This is a genomic window from Paludisphaera soli, assembly GCF_011064595.1.
Lineage (GTDB): Bacteria > Planctomycetota > Planctomycetia > Isosphaerales > Isosphaeraceae > Paludisphaera > Paludisphaera soli.
This window is the reverse complement of record NZ_JAALJI010000015.1, coordinates 1-15,931: the sequence shown is the minus strand read 5'-3', so window position 1 is coordinate 15,931 and position 15,931 is coordinate 1. Positions and strand designations below refer to the sequence as shown.

Annotated in this window: 11 protein-coding genes and 1 tRNA gene; 2 read left to right on the top strand and 10 right to left on the bottom strand. The window is 68.6% G+C overall.

What is annotated here, in order from left to right; genetic code table 11:
- Window positions 1–65 precede the first annotated feature (65 nt).
- Window positions 66–686, bottom strand: coding sequence for a CDP-diacylglycerol--glycerol-3-phosphate 3-phosphatidyltransferase (pgsA, locus tag G6O68_RS18465; RefSeq protein ID WP_165250119.1), 621 nt, complete (start codon window positions 684–686; stop codon window positions 66–68).
- A gap of 8 nt (window positions 687–694) precedes the next feature.
- Window positions 695–2,149, bottom strand: a complete 1,455-nt coding sequence (gene rimO, locus G6O68_RS18460; protein ID WP_165250118.1) for a 30S ribosomal protein S12 methylthiotransferase RimO — start codon at window positions 2,147–2,149, stop codon at window positions 695–697.
- A gap of 248 nt (window positions 2,150–2,397) precedes the next feature.
- Between rimO and G6O68_RS18455 the strand changes: the two genes are divergently transcribed.
- A tRNA-Arg gene (locus tag G6O68_RS18455) sits at window positions 2,398–2,470 on the top strand.
- A gap of 432 nt (window positions 2,471–2,902) precedes the next feature.
- On the opposite strand, the gene G6O68_RS18450 is transcribed toward G6O68_RS18455, so the two are convergent.
- The 5 genes from G6O68_RS18450 to G6O68_RS18430 all read right to left on the bottom strand — a co-directional run bounded on the left by G6O68_RS18450 (window position 2,903) and on the right by G6O68_RS18430 (window position 10,522).
- Window positions 2,903–4,996 carry a G8 domain-containing protein gene (locus G6O68_RS18450; RefSeq protein ID WP_165250117.1) on the bottom strand — a complete coding sequence of 698 codons (2,094 nt, stop codon included), beginning with the start codon at window positions 4,994–4,996 and terminating at the stop codon, window positions 2,903–2,905.
- A 52-nt stretch (window positions 4,997–5,048) separates the two neighbouring features.
- A complete protein-coding gene (locus tag G6O68_RS18445) occupies window positions 5,049–5,486 on the bottom strand; it encodes a DUF4198 domain-containing protein (RefSeq protein WP_165250116.1) in 438 nt (145 codons plus the stop codon).
- The gene (locus tag G6O68_RS18440; protein WP_165250115.1) at window positions 5,483–6,463 is read right to left on the bottom strand and encodes a DUF1559 domain-containing protein; all 981 of its coding nucleotides are present in this window, start codon (window positions 6,461–6,463) and stop codon (window positions 5,483–5,485) included. Before G6O68_RS18440 ends, G6O68_RS18445 begins: the two co-directional genes overlap by 4 nt.
- 877 nt (window positions 6,464–7,340) lie before the next feature.
- Entirely contained in the window at window positions 7,341–9,950 is a 2,610-nt protein-coding gene (locus G6O68_RS18435; RefSeq protein ID WP_165250114.1) for a DUF4132 domain-containing protein, read from the bottom strand.
- Between the two features lie 167 nt (window positions 9,951–10,117).
- The gene (locus G6O68_RS18430) at window positions 10,118–10,522 is read right to left on the bottom strand and encodes a hypothetical protein (protein ID WP_165250113.1); all 405 of its coding nucleotides are present in this window, start codon (window positions 10,520–10,522) and stop codon (window positions 10,118–10,120) included.
- Between the two features lie 135 nt (window positions 10,523–10,657).
- On the opposite strand from G6O68_RS18430, the gene G6O68_RS18425 reads away from it, so the two are divergent.
- Complete coding sequence (locus G6O68_RS18425; protein WP_165250112.1) at window positions 10,658–11,305, top strand: hypothetical protein; 648 nt, start codon at window positions 10,658–10,660, stop codon at window positions 11,303–11,305.
- A gap of 31 nt (window positions 11,306–11,336) precedes the next feature.
- On the opposite strand, the gene G6O68_RS18420 is transcribed toward G6O68_RS18425, so the two are convergent.
- The 3 genes from G6O68_RS18420 to G6O68_RS18410 all read right to left on the bottom strand — a co-directional run bounded on the left by G6O68_RS18420 (window position 11,337) and on the right by G6O68_RS18410 (window position 15,709).
- On the bottom strand, window positions 11,337–12,125 hold the full coding sequence (locus tag G6O68_RS18420) for a YiiX/YebB-like N1pC/P60 family cysteine hydrolase (RefSeq protein ID WP_165250111.1): 789 nt from the start codon (window positions 12,123–12,125) through the stop codon (window positions 11,337–11,339).
- 251 nt (window positions 12,126–12,376) lie between these two features.
- Window positions 12,377–13,132: an adenylate kinase family protein gene (locus tag G6O68_RS18415; RefSeq protein ID WP_165250110.1), complete on the bottom strand. Its 756-nt coding sequence runs from the start codon at window positions 13,130–13,132 to the stop codon at window positions 12,377–12,379.
- Window positions 13,133–13,567: 435 nt separating this feature from the next.
- Complete coding sequence (locus G6O68_RS18410; RefSeq protein WP_206108135.1) at window positions 13,568–15,709, bottom strand: sodium:solute symporter family transporter; 2,142 nt, start codon at window positions 15,707–15,709, stop codon at window positions 13,568–13,570.
- Between the last annotated feature and the right edge of the window lie 222 nt (window positions 15,710–15,931).

Sequence of the window (15,931 nt, the reverse complement as noted above, 5' to 3'; positions counted from 1 at the left end):
CCGATCGGATCCGCGTCGAGGGGGAGCTGCGTGGGCGATCGTCTTCGTCATCGGGGCGGGGCTCATCAGCGTCGGCGGGCGGCTTCGCTCCGCAGCGCGGGGCCGGCGCCCCAGAGGTAGGCGGCCCCGCTGTAGATCGTCAGGGCCACGGCGGTCCAGGTGAGGGCGTCGCGGAGGATCGTCAGGCCCTGGGGGGGCGATCCGTGCCACAGGACGAGCAGCACCGCCGAGACCGAGAGGCACTGGAACAGCGTCTTGAGCTTGCCGGCCGTCTTGGCCCCGAACGCCTGGCCCTGGCCTTCCAGCAGGCTCCGCAGGCCCTGGATGAGCAGCTCGCGGACGACGATCGCCGTGACCATCCAGGGATAGACCCCCGTGCCGGGGATGGCGGCGAGGTAGATGTAGGCGCCCGAGACGATCACCTTGTCGATCAGGGGGTCGAGCTGGCGGCCCAGCGGCGTGTCCTGATCGAGCAGCCGGGCGAAGTAGCCGTCGAGCGCGTCGGAGACCGCCGCGGCCACGAACAGGCCGAAGGCCCAGCCGTACCACTCCAGCGAGATCGCCGCGAAGACCAGGACCGCCAGCCCCATGCGCGAGACGGTCAGGCTGTTGGGCACGTTCCAGAACGTCCCGGCCGGCCGCGGGGGGGCGTCCAGGACGGGGCTGGGGATATTCTCGGCGGGCATGGGTGACCTCACATTCCGTCGAGGATGGTCAGCGACGGCCCCGGGCGCTTGCGGGGCCGGGGCCGCGACCGCTTGCGACGCGACGGCAGGGCCAGCGAGCGGGCGACGAAGTCGTAGCCCTGGGTGTCGAGGATCTCGCAGGGGACGAGGTCCCCGGTCTGGAGGCCCGCGTCCGGGATCAGGACGACGCCGTCCACGTCGGGGGCGTCGGCGTAGGTCCGGCCGATCCAGACGCCGTCCTGCCCCGGGGCCGGGCCGTCGATCAGGACGTCCAGCTCGCGGCCGACGAGGGTCTTGTTGAACGCCTCGGCCAGCGGCTGCTGGATCCGCATGATCTCCTCGCGGCGGGCCTCCTTCACGTCATCGGGGAGGTGGCCGGGCACCTTGGCCGCCGGCGTGTCGGGCTCCAGCGAGTAGGTGAACACCCCCAGCCGCTCGAACTTCGCCTCGGCGACGTAGTCGGCCATCTCCCGGAACTCGGCCTCGGTCTCGCCGGGAAAGCCGACGATGAACGTCGTCCGCAGCACGAGGTTAGGGATCGAGGAACGCAGCCTGTCGACGATCGCCGTGGTCTCCGCCCGGGTGTGGCGGCGGTTCATCACCTTGAGCATCCGGTCGTTGATGTGCTGCAGGGGCATGTCGAGGTACGGGATGATCCGCTTCGCCCCGGCGATGGCGTCGTACAGCTCGTCGGTGAAGTGCCGGGGATAGTTGTAGAGGATGCGGATCCAGCTCAACTCCTCGACCTGATCCAGCTCGCGGAGCAGGTCGGCCAGCCGGGGCTCGCCGTAGAGGTCCATGCCGTAGTACGTCATGTCCTGGGCGACGAGGATCAGCTCGCGGACGCCGTCGCGGGCCAGCTCGCGGGCCTCGTCGACCACCAGTTCGATCGGCTTGGTGACGTGCTTGCCCCGCATGTAGGGGATCGCGCAGAAGGTGCAGAGCCGGTCGCAGCCCTCGGAGACCTTCAGATAGGCCATGTGCCGGGGGGTGATCCTCAGCCGGGCCCGGTCGTCCTGGGCCTGGATCGGGGCCGGGCGGAACAGGGTCCGCTGCTCGTGCAGGCCGCCGAGGATCCGGTTGGAGACGTGGGCGATCTGCTCGCGGCCGAAGACGCCGACCACCTGGTCGACCTCCGGGTACTCGTCCAGCAGCACGTCCTTCTGACGCTCCGCCAGGCAGCCGGCGACGATGACGCCCTTGACCCGGCCGTCGCGCTTCCGCTCCAGCATCTCCTCGATGACCCCGCACGACTCCTTGCGCGCGGCGTCGATGAACCCGCAGGTGTTGACGATGACGAGGTCGGAATCCCGCCCCTCGGGCACCAGCGCGTACCCCTCCTGCGCCAGCAGGCCGAGCATCCGCTCGGAGTCGACGGTGTTCTTGGAGCAGCCGAGGCTGACGAACGAGATCGTCCCCCGGACTCCGTCATCGTTCTGTTCGTTCGGGCGTGCAGGGGTCATGGGCTGGTGTCGACTCTCGCTCGGCGCGCGGGGGAACTCGGGGCTGCCTGATGAGCCCCCATTATATCCCCCGCCGCCCCATTCGTAGCCCCCCAATCCGATGAAGATTCCGCGAGGCCACGCGGATCGAGGGTCGAAACGTCCGGCGAATCCCGAGATCCCCCCGCCCCCGAATCCGAACCTCGGCTGTTGCCAGGCCGTCTCCCTTGGGTATACTGACACCCGCGGCTCCATTTGGAGCCTCCCAGGCGCCCGTAGCTCAACGGATAGAGTCACTGACTTCGAATCAGAAGGTTGTAGGTTCGAATCCTACCGGGCGCACTTCACGACCCCTGCCGTAGCCCCGAGTTAGGGCTCACCCACTGAGAGGTGAGAGGCGGCGATGCGGTCAAGCCGGTAATCTGCCGGTTTTGGATCTTCGCCATGCCCTCCGAATCCCCTCGCACTCCTTCCTACCGCCCCCACAAGCCGAGCGGCCAGGCCGTCGTGGCTCTCGACGGCCGGGGGCCTCTAGCCGCGGACGGGGCCGACGCGGACGAGGTCGCCTTCGACCGGGCGATCGCCGAGGGTTCGGCTTCCGGTCCGTAGGCGGGCGATGTCGAGGGCGTTTCGGTCCCGTCCCAAGACGCGAGCCTTCGCGAGAGGGCGGGCCGACGGCCGCGGTTTGCACTCCTGGCGTGCCCCACGATTCCACCGGCCGGTTTCCCCGCGCCTCGGAGGCCGATCGAATCGTGATCGCGCCGGCCCTCCGGTTTACAGGCCTGGATGCTCCACCTTGACCATGTGCGGCCTGGGCTCGACGTGGCCGTGGACGTCCTCGGCCCCCGCGACGACGTCCAGGGCCGCGCCCGACGGGGCCTCGAGGACCGCCTCCCACTCGGCGAAGCTCCCGCGCGTGGAGGTCGCGTCCCGGCCGTTGACGACGACCCGCTTGACGTCGCTCGCGTCGGCGACCGAGCCCCGCACGCGGACGAGGTTCCCCTCGCGCACGGCCGACGTGATCACCGTGGTCGGCGGCATGTCGTCCTTGAAGCTGGAGAGACCGCGGAAGGCGCCCTTCTCCGACTCCTCCCGGGTCGGCACGCGTCCCGAAGTCATCGGGTTGTGGATGTCGTTGACGCGCATGTCCTGGGTGGTCATCCGTCGGAAGCCGGACCCGTCCATGATGGACCGCCAGATCGCCACGTCGGAGCGAAAGACGTCCAGGCCGTCGACGAACACGCCGGTCGTCCCCAGGTGGGTCGCCCAGTTGGCCTCCCAGCCGCGGAAGTCGCGGATCCAGAAGGGATGGCCGGGCTCGGGGATCGCCTCGGACGCCTCGCGCGCCAGGCTCTCGTTCTGGCTGTAGAAGTCCAGGCCCCGGTCGGGACGCGTGACGCCCCGGAGGTTCAGGCAGAAGAACTTCATCGTGTGGGCCTCGTTATCCTCGAAGCGGACGAACGGCAGGATGCGGACGTCCCTGGCGGCGGTGGAGCCGTCGGGCTGGCGGATCGCGCGGACCGGGTCGTAGTCGTCCGTCTTCTTCACGTCGAACCGGTAGCCGTACTCGGCGCACTCGACGGCGACGTTGCGGGTGAAGCTGTTCTGGCTGTTCGCCCACCAGAAGCCGGCGCCGCGGTTGAGGTCGAAGGGGACCTCCTGTTCCTCCTGCGGCTTGCCCGGCAGGACCAGCGCCGCGAGGTTGTGGTCGAGGATGTTGTTGACCTCGGTGCCGCTCTCCAGGAAGAAGCCGTGCCCGACGCTCTTGTAGCCGACGACGTCGCGCACCAGCAGGGCGTCGGTGCCGTGGATGGTGATCCAGCGGTTGTGGCTGTCCCAGATCGAGGCCCCGATCACGGAGCTGCCCCGCATGGTCTCGCCGGCCAGGTGGAAGTGGATGCTGTAGCGCCCCTTCTCGTCCCGCTTGCCGAGGTGGCGGAACTCGGCGTAGCTGATCGAGCCGGCCGAGTTCCGGTGATACATCGTGTGCCCGCGCACGCCGTCGGGATCGGCCGACTCCACGACGACGTTGCGCGTGAGGTTGGCGACCTCCGCGCGGAAGTTCCCCTCGGCGAAGTGGGAGAACGCCAGCGGGCGGTCGAGCTTCACGGGATAGCCCCCGGTGAAGTCCTTCGCGGAGAGCCCGGTGATCCGACGCTCCTCCGTCTGCGCCCCGGCCAGGAAATCGCCCCCGACTCCGCGGCCGTCGCGCTGGCGTTTGGTGCTGGTGACGATGACGTGGTCCCCCTGCTTCCAGCCTCCGGCCCACTCGTCGACGTAGACGGCGGACGCGCCGGCGTCGGCCGTCTGGCGGATCTTCAGCCAGGTCCGCCGCATCGGCTGGCCGTGGAACTCCATGCGGCCGCCGCAGCAGACGATCGCCGGGCACGAGTCCCGGTCCATCCCCTCGACTTCATGCAGCCGGATCAGGGCCGAGAACCCGGCGGCGATCGGCGATCCGGGGCGACCGACCAGCAACGCGGGTCGGGCGGACTCGGGCTGATCCTTCATGGGTGCCATCGGCGCGTGGCAGTCGAAGCCGTCCTCCGAAGGCTCTTCGGAGCCGGTGACGACGATCAGGCCGGCGTCCAGGCGGGTGTCGCGATCCCGGGCGAACTCCAACGTCCCCGCGATCTGCACCAGGCGAATCACCTCCTCGGAGACGACGTCGTAGTCGACGCGATGCCCGGCCGCGATCACGACCCGGTCGCCGGCTTTCGGGATGCGACCCGCGTCCCAGGTCTCCTTCGCGGACCAGGAGCCGGATCGGGCCGACCGGACCAGTGGGGGCTCGTCGGCCCGGGTCGAGGGATTCCAGGCGGCCAGGGTCAAGGCCAGGGCGAGGCGGGGAAGCCGAGGGAACTGCATGCGGTCCTCTCCAGGGGGGCGTGGGGAAGCGTGGCCGGCGCGGCGTCGCGATTCAGCGGTGGGACGAGGTCCTGGACCTCCCGCGTGATGGGGTCGTGAGCTTGATCGGGGGGGCGTCGTTCGCGCCCCGGCCGATCGTGAGCGTGGCGGCGGGGATCCGCGGGTCGCGATAGGCCCCCAGGAGGCGGTCAGGGCCCTCGATCACGTCCTGATCCATGACGGTCACCTTCGGCCAGAAGGCGGTGACCGTCGCCTCGCCCGGCGTGCTGACGACCGCCGTGAACGAGCCGTCCTCGCCCGTCCGGGCCGAGCCGGAATCGGGCAGGCCGGTCGCGTCCCCGGCGGTGCGGAAGAGGACGTAGACGCCCTCGGCGGGCCGGTCGTCGACGAGCACCCTCCCCGAGACGACGCAGGACTCCGGCGCGTCGCAGCCGGAGGCCGCGGCCAGGAGGGCGGCGGCGGAGAGCGTGCCGAGGCGCGACGAGTTCATTCCTGGACGATCTCCCCGCCGTTGCGGCTGACCATGGCCATGAGGTTGGCGACCGTCGTGCCCGTCGTGAACATGCGGACGCTGCCGTCGCCCATGGCGACGTTCGCCCCGGCCGGGTGGAAGCCGAAGACCCCTTGGGAGTTGTTGCAGTTGATCGCGCAGGCGGTCCCGGCGGGCGTGCTCGCGTTGGTCGGCGGGGGCGAGTTGGAATACCCCTGCACCATGAACGCGCACCAGCCCAGCCAGGCCCCCCAGGCGCCGGGCTGGTCGAGCGTCAGGTCCGTGTCCGGCATCGGCCAGCCCACGCCCTTGACGTAGTGCTTGTCGTAGCCGGCGTGCTCAAGGAAGAGCGTAGTGTTCGAGAGCCCGTCGGTGACCATCGCCATCCGGGGCGTCGTCCCCTTGAGGATCGGGTCGGGCGCGGCGGAGCCGGGGCTGAGGAGCGCGATCGTCGCCGAACTGATCGCGTGGTTGACCCAGTAGTCGCACACCCAGCCCGTCATGTTCCGACCCTCGGCGTCGGTGATGAACGCCCCGTACGACCTCCCGGTCGAGCTGGACTTGCGCAGGCGGATGACCTGCTGGTTGGGGTTCGACGGGCAGAGCAGGACCGAGAGGTTCGTGTTCGCCGCCGTCTGGTTCCCCGGGTCGGCGAAGCCGCCCGACAGCGAGACGTTGAACGCGTTGGTGAGGACTCCCTGCTCCAGGAACGGCAGCAGCGCGACCATGTGGCCGTACTGCGGCGAAGAGGAGGGCCTCGCCGATGGGAAGCAGTTGTTCACGTCGTGATAGTTGTGCGCCGCCAGCGCGATCTGCTTGAGGTTATTCTTGCACTGGAGCCCGCGGGACGCCTCGCGCGCCGACTGCACGGCCGGCAGCAGGAGCGCGATGAGGACGGCGATGATCGCGATGACCACCAGCAGCTCGATCAGGGTGAAGCCGCGGCGCGGCGAACCGTTCGTGGGGGGGCGGATCATTGTGTGCATTCGGTCCTTCGGCGGGGCGCCCATGCGTCGGGGATCGGTGAAACGCGGCCGAGCTTCTCGGGTCGGCACAGGACGGCCGCCTAACGCAACCGCCGCGCCCTGTCAGCAGGATTCCCTAATTCCTAAATAAATATAACCTTGTGTCGATTGATTGATGGGCCAGGCGGGGCGTCCAGGACAATGCGCGATCCCTCGTGGACAAAATCCCTCCACGCCGTCTCTCGATCATGGGGCTCCGCGGGGAGGATCCGTCCCCTCGAAGGATCGCCCTCATGTCCCTCGCGACGGGGGATCGGCCCTGGCTCGATCAGCCGCGCTCCGTGCGACGCTCAGATCCATCGCGGATCGGGGGGGCCGCCAGGTCGGATCGATCGAGATTTGCGGCCGCGACGGGCCTGATCTGCTTTCGTCGCTCACCGCACGGACGAGAGCGGACGTCGCAGCCTTCGCGAGTTCGAGATGCGCAGGGCTCGTCCGTTCGTCCGCGAGGAGCCCGAGGACCCGATCGATGCTGACCGAGACGTCCCGAGGAAACTCCCGATCCAGGTCGCAATGAGTGACGAGGTCCGACGAGAGGCCGAATCGCGAGTCGCGCCCTCCCCTCGGATTCGTCGCGGCCGATGCGTGAGGGCGGGCTGGTCCCCGCTCGGAGGTCGTCTCCGAGGCCCTCTCTTGCAGCCCGGCAGGACGCCCGAGAGCATGCCGGCGCGGCGACCGCAATGTCGTTGGTCCGGGCGAGCGACCACGCGAGGTCCATAGACTCCGCGCGTCTCCAGGGCCGGCATCGCGTACGAAGGCATGCCAGACGACGGATGCGGCCGATCCTGGGACGTGGACATCGGCCCGGAGCACGCCCCGGATCGGCCCCTCAACCCCGGCCGATCTGGCTGGTGATGGTGGAGTCGGTGATTTTCTTGTCCTCGGCCAGCATCATCGCCTTGCTGAGGATGATCGAGAGGACGGAATCCCCCTCGAAGGGGAGGAAGACGCCGTCGCCCGTCGGCTCGCCGCCGCGCTTCGGGACGATGCAGAGGTACTGGTCGTTCGGCTCCATCAGGATGTTGCCGCTCCCCAGGTGGATCTTGTAGGTCCGCAGGTCGCCCCGGACCACCAGGAACTTGTCGGCGAACGAGCAGCGCGGGGCGATCTTCAGGCGCGGGATCAGCCGCTCCAGGACCGCCTTGCGGGTCTTGCCGTTGGCGGTGAGGTCGCCGAAGCTGTAGGTCCGCCAGTAGTCGACGAACCGGCCCTCGGGGCCGCCGTCGGACCAGTTGGGGTCGTTGCCCACGCTCGCCACGCCGACGAACAGGTCGACGTCGCGGAAGACCTCGCTCAGGACCAGCGGCGGGATCCGGTCGAGGGGGACCGGCTCGGCGTCGGCCTCGCGCCGGTCGGGCGCGTAGCCGCCGCCGCTCGCGTGGGCCTCGCGTTGCGGCGCGCCGACCTCGTAGAACCGGACCTGGTCGGTGGCCAGGTGGAGGTAGGAGCCCGAGTCGGTGGTCGCCGTCCCGTACTCGCCGTCGATCCCCTCGATCCAGAACTCGGCGCGGAGGTTCCACTCGGGGAGGTCGCGGGACGTGGCGGGGTAGGTGTCGTCGACCATCAGCCGCAGCTTGTTCCGCCAGCCCCGCGCGGCGCAGAGGGCGTGGTACTGGTGCTGCCGCAGGACGTGCGCGGCGAACCGGTTCGAGTAGACGCGGGTGTTGCGCTCGGCGTCGGTCAGGACGTACACCTCGCGATACGCCTGCTTGAACGGCTGGCGGACCCGGTGGCGGTCGAACCAGTCGCGCCAGGCCGTCACCTCGTCGACGGGGCGGTCGATCGGGTGCCAGAGCGAAACCTTCGTCGCCTCGCCGAGCCCCTCCAGCGGCGCGTCGTCGACGCCGACGAGTCGGCCGTCGAGCCAGGCGCCGGCGACGGCCTTACCGTCGGCCTCGAAGGCCCAGATCAGGCGGCGGGCGATCGCGCCGACGAGCGGGTGGTCGAGGTAGCGGGCCCGCCAGGCTTCGAGCGGCCAGGACTTGCGGGCGAGGAAGAGGCCGTCGATCCGCTCGCGCTGGGCGGTGAGCATCTTGCCGACGTCCTTGGCGGCCGCCTGCAACTCCTTGACCTCGTCGGGATGCTCCTTCTTCGCGGCGGCGGGGAGGGACTTCAGCGGCTTGCCGGCCTTGCTCCAGGAGACGTGGACGTCGGGGCCGTCGATCGCCAACTCGGCGGTGTAATCGCCCAGGACCTCGACGCGGCGGCCGACCTCCTCCATGCCGTAGGCGGGGACGGCCAGCTCTTCGATATCCTCGCGCGGCAGCCCCTCGCGGTTCGCGGCGGCGGCCAGGGCCTTCTCGGCCTCCTTCTGGGCCGGGATGAACCGGATCCGGAGCTTGAGGATCGCGAGCTGGCCGACGGCGTCCATCCCCGGCATCATCCCGAGCGCCGCGAGGGCCGCGTGGCCCAGCGAGACCAGCCTCGGCCCCTTGCCTGGGACCTTGCGGTAGGCCGAAAGCGCCAGCGCCGCCAGCGCCCGGGCCAGCTCGCGGTCGGCCTCCGTCCCGGCGCACCAGGCGAGCCCCCTGAGCAGGTCGACGTGGTGCGGCTCGATCAGTTGGTCGTAGTCAGGTTCCCAGGCGTTCGCCCGGGGCTTCGACTCGGTACGCGGCCTGTCCACCAGCGGAAACCACTTGAGGAGCTTCGCCTTGAAGTCCTCGCGGCCGACGGCGTCGATCAGCGGCTTGACGGCCTTGAGCCACTTCGCCGAGGGCTTGCCCGCGCCGGCATCCTGGCAGGAGAGCAAGAGAGCTTGCCACGCCGAGCGGCGTTCCGGGGGCATGGCGGCGAGGTCGGCGAGCGCGGCGTCGGCCCAGGCCTCGCCGGCGTCGATGCGGGCCGTTTGCTCCTCCGCGACCAGCTTCATCAAGCGGCCGAGGGGCTTGCGGACGTCGTCGCCGTACTGGGTCAACGGCTTGAGTCGCGCGATGGTCGCGGCCAGGGCGGCCTTCACGTCCTCGGGGAGCGGGCCGACGGCGGCGAGGTTCTCGACGGCCGTCGCGATGCCCGGCAAGGGCTGCCAATACGGGCCGGGATGGGTGCTCTCGGAGACCCAGCGGAGCAGTGAGACGACCGTCCCGGGGGCCAGGTCATGCTTGCGACGAAGCAGCCCGCGCATGGCGATCTCGAATCGGGACCGAGGCTGGTTCACCCCTTCCCACTCGGGGTCTTTCATGTAGCGGTTATGCTCGTGGTCGGAGGCCTCGATGATCTCGCGGGCGCGTTTCTCGATGTCGAGGACCCGGCTGATCAGGCGGTCGACCACCTCGACCTGTTTCTCGCGGTCCAGGGCCAGCAGCTTCTTCCCCGAATCCAGGTCGCCGAGCTGGACCCCATACCAGGAATCGCCGTACTTCCCCCGGGGCTTCTCCTTCGCCAGTTCCTGGATCAGCCCATCGAGCTCGTCGACCGAGGCCTTGCTCGCCGCTTTCGCCATGTTCCACCCCCGGGAGGGACGCGCCGGATCCCGCGGAGCTTCGCGACGGCGCGGAGGGATGATCGATCCCCGGCTCCTGATCCGACACCGCTGAACATAGGGCCTGCGCGGGGCTTCCGCCACCTGGCGGCGTCCCGGGATGCGGAGAATCGGCCGGCGTCGGAGACTCACCCGCCGACGAGGAGCGTCAGCCGCAGGAAGGTGACGGCCGTGGTCGGGGCGATGGTGAAGCTCTGGTCAAGCGACTCAGCCTGGCGGTCGTCGATGAGCACGAGGACGCGGTTGGTCTCGAAGGCCTCGACGGCCTTGTCGAACTGCTTCTTCCAGTCGATCGGGCGGGCCTTGGCGCCGGCGCGGGGGCCGTTGAGGGCCCGCTCGATCCCCTCGGGTTGGACGAGGCCTCGGTAGGGGCCGACGGCCTGCTGCTTGACGTTGTAGTCCTGGACCTCCTGGTAGACCCGCTCGCGGATCAAGTCGCGGACGGTGATCGTCTCGCTCAGGAATTCCAGGGACCAGGCGTCCGAGACGCCGCCGGCGGGGGTCTCGTCGCGGACGGTCAGGGTGGCGGCCATCGGCGGGCCTCCCGAGAGGGTTGGAGTCGTGGCGGTTTGGGCCTATCCTCTAGGATAGTTCCGGCGCGGGCGGTCCGCCACGCCGTGATCCGCAATCGACACGAGCGACCCAAGAACGCCCCGGGAGCCACGCCCTTGGATCTGGAACCGCTCCGCCTGCTCGCCGCCGTCAGTCCCGAAGAGCCGATGATCCCCGACTGGATCACGACGGCGGCCTATCTCTGGCTGGCGATGCTCTGCGGCTGGACCTGGTGGGAGGACCGCGCCGCACGCCGGCCCCGGAGGCGCCTGGGGTCACCCGTCTGGCTGGGCCTGGCCATCCTCTTCGCCTTGCTGGCGCTGGGCAAGCCGTTCGGCGCGCAAAGTCTGCTCACCGACTCGATGCGAAAGCGGGCGGTCGAGGGGGACTGGTACGAGTATCGCCGCAAGTACCAGTTCGCGTTCATCCTGGTCGCGGGTGCGTTGGCCGCGGTCGGTGCGGCCGTACTGGGATGGATGGCGGCGCGGAGGTCTTCGTGGCGGGACCTCTCCGCGCTGGCACCGGTCGTCCTGCTCCTGGGCTTCCTCGGAGCGAGGGCGACGTCGTTTCATTACCTCGATCGGATTCTCTACTCGACCGTCGCCGGGGTGAGGTGGAACACCCTGATCGAGCTGTCGCTCCTCGGGATGGTCGCCCTGGCGCTCGGGCGCCGTGCGGACGTCAGCCGTCGCGAGAACGCCGCGGACGACTCGCAAGGCGTGCGCCGCTATTCGATCCCCGGTGCGGGGCCGTCGCCCGGTTGACGGGCCCTTGCGGGGAAATCGTCCGGCAGCGTCAGTTGGCCGCGGAGACGATCTCGGGGACGCCGTGGTCGGCCATGAAGGGGTAGCCGGGCTTGAAAGTCGGCGGGACGACGACCTCCAGCTTCGGCGACGACCAGATGCCGTGCCGCTCATTGCCGGGGAACCAGACCTCTTGCTCGAACGTGAGGGGCTTGTTCAGGGCCCACTTCGAGGCCGTTGCGATCCCGATCATCTGCATCGGGAACTCGGGCGCCCGTTCCATGTCGCCGAGCTTGATCGGGTCCGAGAGCTTGAGCCCGGCGTGCCGGAACGCCTTTTCGGTCAGCTCGATGCAGTACAAGGCCTCGTCGTCGAGCCCCAACTCGTAGTCGAACGGGACCTGCTTGGCGAAGACGTCCTGGCAGTACTCGACGACCTGCGGGACCTTGGAACGCAACTCGGGGCGGAGCCGCTTCACGCCGAAGTTGCCCACGTTGTCCAGGATCCAGACGCAGAAGGGCTGGCGTGCAACGCTCGTCCGCGTGGTGTCGTAGACCATCGGCTCGCCGTCCTCCACCACCACCACCCCGGTGTGCGAGAACTTGCTGTTGCTGGCGTTCGCGAGGAAGCGACTCATCGGGAACCAGCCCTTGGCCACGCGCGCATCGCCCATGCGGAAGACCACGTCGCCGCTCTGGAGATACTTCCGGCCCCAGTCGTCCCAGCGCTGCATCTGGGGTGTGAGGGAGATCTGGGGCAGTCGGCCGTCTTTGCGATCCTGGGTGGCCTGGGGGCCCCAGTAATTCCCTCGGTATCCCGCTGGCACCATCCGCTCGGTCATTTCCCGCTCTTCGGGAGGATTCAAGAACCACGGCGCCGCGAGCAACAACAGTCCAAGCATATCGGCCTCTCTCCGAAGTATCGGGCCGCGTCGGCCGCCCCGAGTCGCGCGTGGACGCCGGGAGGGTCAGGCGTGCGACGCCGCCGTCGACGTCTGATACGAAGGATTATATCACATGGCGAAGCTTGGCGGCGCGGCCTCTTCCTCAGGCGTTGCGTCGCCTCGACATCATCATGCGAGGCCGAGCAAGATCAGTGCCGCACCTGGGCCGCGCGGGACTGGAGTTCCTTCAGGGATCGTTCCAGGATCACCTCGGGAGTCCCCTCGGCCGCGACCGTGATCAAGCGATCGGTCCGGGAGTAGTAATCGGCCAGGGGACGTGTGCTCTCCTCATAAGCCTGCATCCGGACCCGGATCGAGTCCGGCCGGTCGTCGTCGCGCTGGATCAGGCCGCCGCCGCAGAGGTCGCAGACCCCCTCGCGATGCGGCGGCCGCGCCGTAATATGATAGACCGCCTTGCACTTCGAGCAGGTCCGTCGCCCGCTGAGGCGGTCCACGATCTCACCAAGCGGCAGTTCGTACGAGAGTACGGCGTCAAGGGCCACGCCCTCCTGCTCCAGCAACTCGTCGAGCGCCTCGGCCTGGGAAACCGTCCTTGGGAATCCGTCGAGCAGGAAGCCTCCGCAACAGGAGAGGCACCCCGAGCGCTCCTGGACCATCGACACCACCAGCCCGTCCGACACCAACTCCCCGCGCCGCATCGCCTCCAGGGCCGACTTCAACGCCGGGCTCGGCTCTTGCTGGCACGACGCCGCTCGGAAGACATCCCCCGTCGACAGATGGCACGTCCCGAGAGCCTGGCAGAGCAACTCCGCCTGCGTCCCCTTGCCCACCCCCGGAGGTCCCAGCAGCACCAGCCGGAACGCCCGCGCCCGGGCTTCCGGGCTCGCATCACACTGCGCATCCCCCCCCTGGAACCACGCCGCCCGATTCGTCTGCGCGCTCATCTCGACTCCCTCTACGTAAGCCCGGGACGTCGGTTCGCCGATCCCCCAGCTCTTGGTCCAATCTACAGGAGAATCGCCGTACTCTCCAGAGAAAACATCGGGAAAAACGGTTGTTTCTGTTTAGACTGTCGATTTCGGCTGATGTTCCAGTCTGTCTCACGGATCGAGGATGGGGGAGGAAACGACGATTCAATACGGTTTGGCGCTGGGTTTGCATGAGAGGCCGTGGCGGTCGGGGTCGGAGCCGGCCCCTAATTGCGACGCGGGTCGAACCGGCGTTGCTCCCTCGACCTCTCGAGAATCGCCGCCGGGGTGGCTTCCGGCGGCGATTCTCGTGATCGACGGTGGGCGGGAAATGTCGAATCGCGAGAGGGCAGGGGGCGGCCCGGGCCGATCTTAAGACCTTGACCCCCGCGCCGTCGTTTGACCTTCCCGTCACCAGAAGATGATGTTGAGCGCGATGAGGGCGATCGCGACCATCACCGCCCAGAATTTGGGCGCCTTGTACCAGGGGACGGGTCCGTCATCGGGGATCGGCGTCAGGCCCATGACCAGGTTGTGCAGCTCCGACTCGGGTTTGGGCGTGGTGACCAGACTCACCATTGTGATGACCGACACGCAGATCAGCAGCGTCCACATCGAGCTGTAGACGTTCACCGCCATCGGCTTGGCCTTCCTGGAGCGCGCGATGTAGCGGGCGTGGTCCGGGTTGAATTCCGCCGGATTGAAGGTCTGGGTCACGTCCGACCCCACGACCCGCACCCCGGGCCGGAGCACCACGACGGCCCCCTCCGCCCCGAACTTGTCCGGCAGGTTCGACCCGGCCAGGACCACGTCGGGGGCGATGAGCCTCACCGGGACCGACTCGTCCCGCTCGCGGACCTCCGCCGGGGCCCTCGCCTCGGCCTCCAGCGTCCGGTCGCCGGACGCCCACGACTCGCCGCCGGCCGTCTCGATCGGCACGTTCGTCGTCCTCACCACTCCCTGCTCGACGACGACGCGGGTGACGGCCGCCGTGTCCCCCTCGCCATCCTTCTCGACGCTCACCACCGCGCCCGGGTCCAGGAACGCGGTCGGCCGAGGCCGGTGGCCTTCGGGGAAGGTGTGGACGAACGCCCACATCGCCATCGACGACAGGATCGCCGTCAGGAATCCCACGAAGGCCCCCGTCGGCGTCGCCCTCTTCCAGAGCATCCCCAGGATCACCACCCCGAACAGCGGCACGATGAAGAAGAAGATCAAGACCTGGAGAAACTCTAGGATGTTCGAGAAGTAAAAGAGGGAGTACGCCGTCCCCACCGACATCAGGATCCCCAGCAGCGAGCACCAACGCCCCATCGCGAGATAGTGGGCGTCGCTCGCGTTCTTCCGGATCAAGGTCCGATAGACGTCATAGGTCCAGACCGTCGCGAACGCGCTCGCATTCCCCGCCATGCCCGACATGAACCCGGCGATCATCGCCGTCACCCCCAGCCCCAGCAGCCCAGGGCCCAGGTAACGCCCCATCAACAGGGGGAGCACGTCGTTGTAGGTGCGGTGGGTGATGTTCGCCCGCGGGTCGGCCTCGGAGACCAGGACCATCGGCGTGCCGTCGCCGTGCAGCAGGACCGCCAGGCCCAGCAGGCCGGGCAGCGTCACGATCAAGGGGACGCACATCTTGAGCACGGCCCCGATGATCGTCCCGTTCTGCGCCGCGCGGAGGTCCTTGGCCACGATCACCCGCTGAACCTGCAGGAAGTCCGTGCACCAGTACCCGAACCCCACCCCCACCGCCAGCCCGAACACGATCCCGATCCAGTCCACCCCCATCGGGTTGGCGTCGAACGAGCCCAGGTTGCTCCACAGGCTCGTGAAATTCGCGTTCGGCACCGACGGGTGGATCACCGGCACGTTGCGCTCGATCTTCTCCACCAGGCCGCTCCACCCGCCCGCGTCGATCAGGCCCAGGATCGGGATCAGCAGCGACCCGAACCAGATCAGGAAGTACTGCAGCACCTCGTTGAACACCGCCGAGATCAGGCCGCCGAGCGCCACATAGAGGGCCACCGTCAACGACGAGACCCAGATGCTCACGTTCATGTCCCAGCCGAGCAGCAGGTTCAGGATCTTCGCCATCGCGAACATGCTCGCCCCGCTGACCAGGACCGTCAGGAACGAGAACGAGATCCCCGCCAAGGCGCTCGTCCCCGTGCCGAACCGCAGCATCAGGTAGCCCGGGACCGAGTGCGTCTTGCAGATGTAGTAGAAGGGCATCATCACGACGGCCAGGAACAGGATCGCCGGCACCGCCCCGAACCAGTAGGCGTGCGCCCCGAGCATCCCATACTGGTAAGCCATGGCCGACCAGCCCATCGTTTCCAGCGAGCTGAGGTTCGCCGAGATGAAACTCAACCCCGCGATCCAGGCCGTCATCTTCCGGCCCGCCATGAAGAAGTCCTCGCCCGTGCTGACGTAGCGCTTCAGATAGAAGCCGATCCCCAGCACGACCGCGAAGTAGATCGCGATGATCGCCACGTCCAGCCGCCCCATCGAGATCAAAGGCGCACCGGCGGCCAACAGGATAGAACCGGACGTCACGACGTACCCTCCCGACCCGCGAACGCGGGCCTCGACGACTGCGCAGATCCAGCACGACTCTCGAGAAGAGACCGCTAGGGTAGAAGGCCCCGTGAGGCCCCGCAAGCGGCCGCCCGAAGGCCACCGAGAAAAATTCGAGGAGAAATCGCGGTGGGTTGTTGACGGTCGGCGATGGTCTGGTAGTATTTCCCTTGTCGAGCGGACAAACGCTGAGACGAAAAC